General features: G+C 40.2%; 6 protein-coding genes and 1 pseudogene. All 7 read left to right on the top strand.

Going from position 1 to position 8069, the window contains the following annotated elements; translation table 11 throughout:
- Window positions 1-187 precede the first annotated feature (187 nt).
- Window positions 188-1531, top strand: a complete 1344-nt coding sequence (locus LKD48_RS15940; RefSeq protein WP_308732596.1) for a GGDEF domain-containing protein — start codon at window positions 188-190, stop codon at window positions 1529-1531.
- 85 nt (window positions 1532-1616) lie between these two features.
- Entirely contained in the window at window positions 1617-2117 is a 501-nt protein-coding gene (locus tag LKD48_RS15935) for an NUDIX hydrolase (RefSeq protein ID WP_308732595.1), read from the top strand.
- 243 nt (window positions 2118-2360) lie between these two features.
- Window positions 2361-3323: an FtsH protease activity modulator HflK gene (gene hflK, locus LKD48_RS15930; RefSeq protein ID WP_308732594.1), complete on the top strand. Its 963-nt coding sequence runs from the start codon at window positions 2361-2363 to the stop codon at window positions 3321-3323.
- Window positions 3324-3342: 19 nt separating this feature from the next.
- Window positions 3343-4221, top strand: a complete 879-nt coding sequence (gene hflC / locus LKD48_RS15925) for a protease modulator HflC (protein WP_308732593.1) — start codon at window positions 3343-3345, stop codon at window positions 4219-4221.
- 159 nt (window positions 4222-4380) lie between these two features.
- Window positions 4381-5976 carry an AAA family ATPase gene (locus LKD48_RS15920; protein WP_308732592.1) on the top strand — a complete coding sequence of 532 codons (1596 nt, stop codon included), beginning with the start codon at window positions 4381-4383 and terminating at the stop codon, window positions 5974-5976.
- Window positions 5977-5988: 12 nt separating this feature from the next.
- Window positions 5989-7338, top strand: coding sequence for an MATE family efflux transporter (locus tag LKD48_RS15915; protein ID WP_308732591.1), 1350 nt, complete (start codon window positions 5989-5991; stop codon window positions 7336-7338).
- Window positions 7335-7955, top strand: a pseudogene (locus LKD48_RS15910) (family 4 glycosyl hydrolase); the annotation flags it as partial. The gene LKD48_RS15915 and the pseudogene LKD48_RS15910, both read left to right, overlap by 4 nt.
- Window positions 7956-8069 lie beyond the last annotated feature (114 nt).

Genomic DNA, 8069 nt, shown 5'->3' with positions numbered 1-8069 from the left:
TATATGGCGAGGTAACCACATGAGCAAAATAGAAGCATCGAAGATGCGATTTTGCGAATGGGGTTCTGAATAGTTACGTATTATGATTTGTGTGACAGTTTGTATATCCTTTTTGCTGCTGCATACAATGCAACATGTAAAAATAAAATGATGCAGAATGCGTATAAAAATGTTGAAAGGAGAAGGGATGAGGGCCAAAAGGAAAATTGAGATACGAAAAGTAAGCTGTGTGGGACTTTGGATTACACTGCTTTTGGCACTAGCATTTGTCTTTCTTATAATACAGGGCGAGAATGAGTTTTTTGCACTAAATGAGTCAACAGAGCAGTACATTCAAGGCGAAAAAGCAGTGCAGCAGTTTGAAAAAGGCGCTGATTATCTCACCGAACAGGTGAGAATGTATGTCATGACAGGCGACACATCATATATGGACGCATATTTTGTTGAGTCTAATCAGGTTAAGAGCCGGGAAAAAGCGCTTGATATATTCAAAAATTATTTTGACAGGACATCATCCTTTTCAGCATTAAAAGCTGCTCTGGACAGTTCATTGGAACTCATGACGACAGAGTACTATGCCATGCGCCTTGTCTGTGAGGCAAATGATGTCTTGCAAAGCAGTTGGCCGGACGAAATCAAGGCAGTAGAACTTTCCAAAGAGGATGAAAAATTGTCTGATGATGAGAAAATAGAAAAGGCACAGCATCTTGTCACTGAGAAAACGTATCAGGAAATGAAAGATATAATCGCCGAGGAAGTGACAAACTGTGAAACAAAATTGATTCGACAGACAAGACATTATCAGGGAAAAACTATGACGATTTTTTCCAGCATGTATTCAAAATTACAAATCGGAATTGTTTTAATGGTGATTCTTATGATAAGCTCATATGTAATGATGCGCCGGCTGATTGTAAAGCCGCTTATCAGTTACGATGAAAGCATTAAGCTTGGTGAAATCTTGCCGGTAATAGGGGCTGTTGAATTGCAAAATCTTGCTGTCACGTATAATGAAATTTATGTAGCGAATAAGGAGACAGAAAAGCTGATTCGCCATGAGGCAGAGCATGATCCACTGACAGATCTGTTAAACAGAGGTTCCTTCAATAAGCTTATTCATATTTACGAAACAGGCGAGAGTCCATTTGCGCTGATTCTTGTAGATGTGGATGTATTCAAAGCGGTAAATGATACTTTTGGTCATGGAATAGGTGATCAGATTTTAAGAAAGGTAGCATCTGTCTTAAAAAAACAATTTCGAAATATTGATTACGTATGCCGAATCGGCGGAGATGAATTTGCAGTGATCATGGTCAATTCAGCAAGTGATAAACGCTGCACGATCCAAAAGAAGATTGAGGAAGCAAACGAGGAATTGAGCAATCCAACAGATAGTCTTCCGGCAGTGTCTTTAAGTGTTGGTGTGGCATTCTCAGATAGAAAAAATCCAAATGGTTCAATTTCTAATGATGCAGATACGGCACTGTATTACATAAAAGAACACGGAAGGCATAACTGCGGTTTTTACTGATAGCTTAAATTAACATCAGATAGTGATGGAAAAGACATTTGAGGTATTGCTGTACAAAAAGGTTAGATGAGGAGAAAACAGTAAAATGGAATTTTGGGATATTTACGATTCAGACAAAAAACAAACCGGACGCACAATGAAGAGAAATGACTGGAATTTAAAAAACGGTGAGTATCATCTGACCGTGCTCGGTGTCATTCATCGCCCAGACGGACGCTTTTTAATTACAAGAAGAGTCATGACAAAGGCTTGGGCTCCAGGATGGTGGGAGGTTTCCGGCGGTGCTGTGCAGGCAGGCGAGGATTCCAAAGTGGCAGTTGTAAGAGAAATCCGTGAAGAGACAGGTCTTGATGTGTCAGGTTGCCCTGATGGCTATCGCTTTACATATCGCCGTGACAACCCAGACGAAGGCGATAATTATTTTGTCGATGTGTACCGTTTTGAACTTGATTTTAAAGAGAGCGATTTAAAGCTTCAAAAAGAAGAGACAATGGGGTATCGCTTAGCAACACTCGATGAGATCAAGGAACTAGACAAACAGGGAATTTTTCTGCATTATAGCAGTATAAAGAAAGTGTTTGAATAAGTGTTTGAATAAGCAAAGAAAGCCTTGACAAAGAATTAACAATTTGCTATACTACGATACAAGTAAAGGGGAGTAGCTGGTACCCGGGTATAATATCAGGCGTCAGGACGATCAGAAGATCCGCAGATATGAATAGCAAGACTTTTACTGCATGTGTGTATTTGCCATGCAGTAAGGGTCTTTTTTATTATCAAACCCTTTATGTCATACATACCAAGGTCCAGAAGAAAAGGAGAATACAAAATGAGCAAAAAGAAAAAAGGAGCGATTGCAGGAGTGGCAGCGGCAGTTGTCATTGTCTGTGCAGCGGGTGCAGGAAATGCAACTTATACGATTAATGAACAGGAGCAGGCAGTTGTGACTACATTTGGTGTCAGCCATGCAGTTACTGATCCGGGACTTCATTTTAAGATTCCATTCGTGCAGCATGTAACAAAGGTGAACACGACGATTCAGAGTCTGCGTATCGGTTACGACAAGAACAATGATGTGATAGCAGATGAATCTATTATGATTACATCCGACTTTAATTTCGTCGATGTGGACTTTTATCTTGAATATCGTGTATCTGATCCTGTAAAGGCCGTGTATGCATCGAAAGATCCAGATCTTATTTTGCAGAACATTGCGCAAAGCTGTATTCGTGCCGCAATCAGCAATTATGATGTAGATTCTGTTTTGACAACAGGAAAGGGCGAGATTCAGTCAAGAATTAAAGAAATGATTACTGAGCAGCTTGATCTTTATAATGTTGGTATGCAGCTTGTGAATATTTCCATTCAGGATTCAGAGCCGCCGACAGCAGAAGTCATGGAGGCATTTAAGGCAGTTGAGACGGCAAAGCAGGGAAAAGAAACAAGCATAAACAATGCAAATAAGTATCGAAATGAAAAGCTGCCAATAGCGGAGGCTGATGCCGATCAGATTTTACAGGAAGCAGAAGCAACAAAGCAGGAGCGAATCAATGAGGCAAATGCGCAGGTAGCTATGTTTAATGCTAAGTTTGAGGAATATGAGAAAAATCCAGAAGTTACTAAAAAGAGAATGTTCTACGAGGCAATGGAGGGTATCCTGCCGCAGCTTCGTGTGATTATTGATGGAACAGATTCCACGACAACAATGCTTCATGAGCAATTAAATTCTGTGAGCGAACAAAACGTACAGAGCAGTGCATCTCCAGCAGACAGCAGCTCAACAAGTAAGTAAAAAAGAGAGGAAACATTACATGAAAAAGACAACAAAACGAATTATAATAGGAGTCGCAGCTTTTGTGGCAGTCATTTGCGGGCTGTCATCACTTGTAGTGACAAAGGAAAATGAATATACATTAATTATGAGATTTGGAAAAATTAACAGTATTAAAACAGAGGCTGGATTAAGCTTCAAGGTTCCGTTTTTAGACAGCGAACAGACACTTCCAAAGGAAATTCTTTTGTATGATATGGCAGCGTCGGATGTCATCACAAAGGATAAGAAAACAATGATTGCAGACAGCTATGTATTATGGCAGATCAGTGATCCTATATTGTTTTCAAAGACATTAAATCGTTCCGTAAGTAACGCTGAAGGCCGTATTGATGCTGCTGTATTTAACGCAACAAAAAATGCAATCAGCACCCTGACGCAAAATGAAGTCATTGCTGCAAGAGACGGCGAATTAAAGGAACTTATTATGAGCAAGGTCGGAAATTCAATGGACTCCTATGGCGTAAAGATTTTAATGGCAGAGATCAAACAGCTTGATCTGCCAGAGGACAACAAGGCAGCCGTATACGAGCGTATGATTTCAGAGCGTAATCAGATCGCAGCAAGCTATCAGGCAGAAGGTGATTCAGAGGCAAAGAAAATCAGAAACAGCACAGACAAAGAGATTTCCATTATGCTTTCAGATGCAAAGGCAGAGGCAGCAAACACCATAGCAGAGGGTGAAAGCGAGTACATGCGTATTTTAGGAGATGCGTATAACACGCCAGAGCGAGCAGAGTTTTATGAATTTGACCGTGCATTAGAGGCAGCAAAGACAGCCATGAGCGGAAGTGATAAGACATTGATTCTTCCAAAGGATTCACCACTTGCATCTATCTTTATGGGAGAGGAAAACTAAAATTAAAAAGATAAAATTCGGGCGGCGTAAAGCTGCCCGTTTTTGTATTGCCGAGTTATTCAAAATTTGATAAAATAAAATTACATGGCAATAATCTCAGATAAAGGTTTCCAAAATAAAAAATGGAATACTACGTTTTTAAGAAAGGTGGTGCGCAATATGAGAAGGTTTGTTAATCCGGGAAATACTGCATTTGAGGTGGCAGTAAACTCGCAGATTTATGTGGATAAAACAGGTCTTTTGGCATACACAAACAGTGTGATCAATACAAAACAGGCTTTGATTTGCAGCAGCAGGCCAAGGCGGTTTGGTAAATCCATTACTGCTGATATGCTTTGCGCATATTATAGCAGAGGCTGTGATTCTGATTCTATATTTGCATCATATGAAATTGCAAAGAGTGATTCTTACAAAAAACATTTGAATCAATATGATGTGATTTATCTGGATATACAATGGTGCATGATGGATGCTGGTTCGGCAGAACAGACCGTATCATATCTGAATTATCATGTGATTGAGGAATTAAAAGAGATATATCCGCAGATTTTACTAGATGGTATTCGTACTGCATATGGGGCAATGTCTTGTATCAATGCACAGACAGGTGTGAAATTTATTGTAATAATTGATGAGTGGGATGTTCTGATTAGAGATGAGGCTGCTAATGAAGCTGTTTTGCAGGATTATATTAATTTTTTGCGCGGAATGTTCAAGGGCAGCGAACCTACTAAGTTTATTGCACTAGCATATCTGACCGGAATATTGCCAATCAAAAAGCTAAAAACACAATCTGCTCTCAATAATTTCATGCAGTTTACAATGATTACGCCTGGTGTACTTGCAAGATACATCGGTTTTACCGAGGAAGAAGTAGGAAAATTATGCGAGCAGTTTGGTGTGGATTTTCGTGAGGTAAAACGATGGTACGATGGATATGAATTAGGAGACTATCATGTGTATAATCCGAATGCAGTAGTCAATGCAATGATAAATAAAAGCTTTCAAAGCTATTGGTCACAGACAGGAACATATGAGTCAATTGTACCATTTATCAATATGAATTTTGATGGTTTAAAGACTGCAGTGATAGAAATGCTGTCAGGTGCGACTACGCAGATTAATGTGAATTCATTCCAGAACGATATGGTTAATTTTGTAGATAAAGATGATGTGCTGACGCTTCTGGTGCATCTTGGCTATCTTGCGTACAATCAGAACATGCAGTATGCCTATATTCCAAATGAGGAAATTCGTCAGGAATTGCTGTTCGCAGTCCGAAGAAAAAAATGGAGTAAATTAAATCTTTTTTTGCAGGATTCAGAAGAATTATTAGATGCAACGCTTGATATGGATGAGGAAGCGACAGCAGAAAAAATTGAAAAAATTCATACCGAATACGTGTCTGCAATACAGTATAACAATGAAAATTCGCTGAGCTGCGTTTTATCAATAGCCTATTTAAGTGCAATGCAATATTATTTTAAGCCAATACGGGAATTGCCAACTGGACGTGGTTTCGCTGACTTTGTATTTATTCCCAAAAAAGAATATGCAAATGAGTATCCAGCGTTAGTAACAGAACTGAAATGGAATAAAAACGCACAGACTGCTCTCAACCAGATAAAGGAAAAACAATATCCGCAGTCACTTTTGCAATATACTGGGCAGATTCTTTTGATCGGTATAAATTATGATAAAAAAACAAAAGAGCATAGCTGTAAGATTGAACGATTTGAGCGGGTTTTACAGTAGGTGGAGAAATCAATGAAAACAACAACTAAGGATTTGACAAAAGGAACAATATGGAAGCAGCTAATTGTATTTGCAATACCGCTGATAGGGGGAAATTTATTTCAGCTGACATACAACATGGTAGATTCGATTGTGGTGGGACAGTTTGCCGGGCAGGATGCTCTTGCGGCGGTAGGCACCTCAGACCCAGTCATGAATTTACTGATTCTTGGTGTCACAGGACTATGCATTGGAGCATCCGTAATTATGAGTAATTGCTTTGGTGCAGGAAAAACGGAAGAATTAAAGCACGAGGTAGGAATGACACTTCTTCTTGTGATGGGGTTGTCAGCAATCATTCTTTTGGGAGGCTTGATTGCTTCCGAAGGAATATTAAAGCTGATGCAGACTCCGACTGATATATTGCCGCTTGCAGAAAGTTATCTGCATATTATCTTTATTGGAATGCCATTTACCTGCCTATACAATATTTATGCGGCATCGCTTCGAAGTGTAGGAGATGCCAAAACGCCAGTTTATTTTCTGGTGCTGTCCTCTGTCTTAAACGGAGCCTTAGATGTGCTGTTTGTAGCAGGGCTTCATATGGGTGTAGCTGGTGCCGGGTTGGCAACAGTGATTGCAGAGGCAGTGTCAGCAGTGCTTTGTGTAGTTTATGTTTATGTTCGCGTACCGATTCTTCATCTAAAGAAAGAGCATTTTCAGTTAGACAAACGATTGATATGGATGACAGTACAGTACGGTGGTATGTCATCACTTCAGCAGTGCAGTCAGCCTCTTGGAAAACTTTTGATTCAGGGTGCAATTAATACGCTTGGTGTTGGTGCAATGGCAGCATTTAATGCAGTCGGCAAGATAGAAGATTTTGCACTTGTACCAGGAAGAAGCATTTCAAATGCAATGATGACATTTACGGCACAAAATGATGGTGCAAAAAAGCCAAAGCGAGTTAAGGATGGTTTTCGAAGCGGTATTATGCTAGAGATTTGCTATGCTGTATTTATATGTGCAGTGCTTCTTGTATTTGATAATCAGCTGATTGGATTGTTCGGTGATTCTAAACAGATGCTTTCAGAGGGAGGCAAATACTTTGCAGTAATGGCATTTTTCTATTGGCTTCCAGGTGTTACAAACGCTCATCAGGGCTTTTTGCGCGGTGTCGGAAAAATGAAGATGACGCTTTATGGAACGCTCACCCAGATTACATTTCGCGTTATTTTTACATTTTTACTTGTACCGCGAATCGGCTTAGTAGGTGTCGGATTTGCGTGTGTTGCAGGATGGATAGCTATGCTTGGATGGCAGGCACCATACTGTATTTATATTAGAAAGAAAATGATGACAGAAAGGAAGGAAAAACTATGACTTACAAGGATAATGCAGTAAAGGATCTGCGTATCGCCTATATTGGAGGCGGCTCACGAGGATGGGCATGGACATTTATGCGCGATTTGGCATTAGAACTAGCACTTGGCGGCACAATCGTTTTGTACGATATTGACAAGGAAGCGGCAAAGGCAAATGAGATTATCGGAAATGGCATATCAGAAAGAGAAGAGGCAGTAGGCAAGTGGAAATATATTGTGGCGGATACACTAAAAGAGGCACTGACAGGCAGTGACTTTGCAGTGATTTCAATTCTTCCAGGTACATTTGATGAGATGGAGTCTGATGTGCATGAGCCAGAAAAATATGGTATCTATCAGTCTGTCGGTGATACAGCAGGTCCTGGCGGAATGGTACGTGCGCTGCGTACAATACCGATGTTTGTTACAATCGCAGAGGCAATTCGCGATTATGCGCCACAGGCATGGGTTATCAACTATACTAACCCGATGTCATTATGTGTAAAGACCCTATATCACGTATTTCCGCAGATCAAAGCATTTGGCTGTTGCCATGAAGTATTTGGAACACAAAAACTTCTGGCACAAATTGCAGAGAGTGAGCTTGGCATTGCTGATATCAAACGAGATGAAATTATAATGTTTCAGCGCAGAAAACCCCGGCCGTTCGCAGGAACGTCCGAGGGATGAATGCGCCGATTACAAACAACGCAACCATCATTCCAACAGGGTTTTCTTCTGGAATTGTTG

Origin of the sequence: Anthropogastromicrobium aceti (genome assembly GCF_020687335.1) — a bacterium.
Lineage (GTDB): Bacteria > Bacillota > Clostridia > Lachnospirales > Lachnospiraceae > Anthropogastromicrobium > Anthropogastromicrobium aceti.
This window is presented reverse-complemented; position numbering and strand designations above follow the sequence as displayed.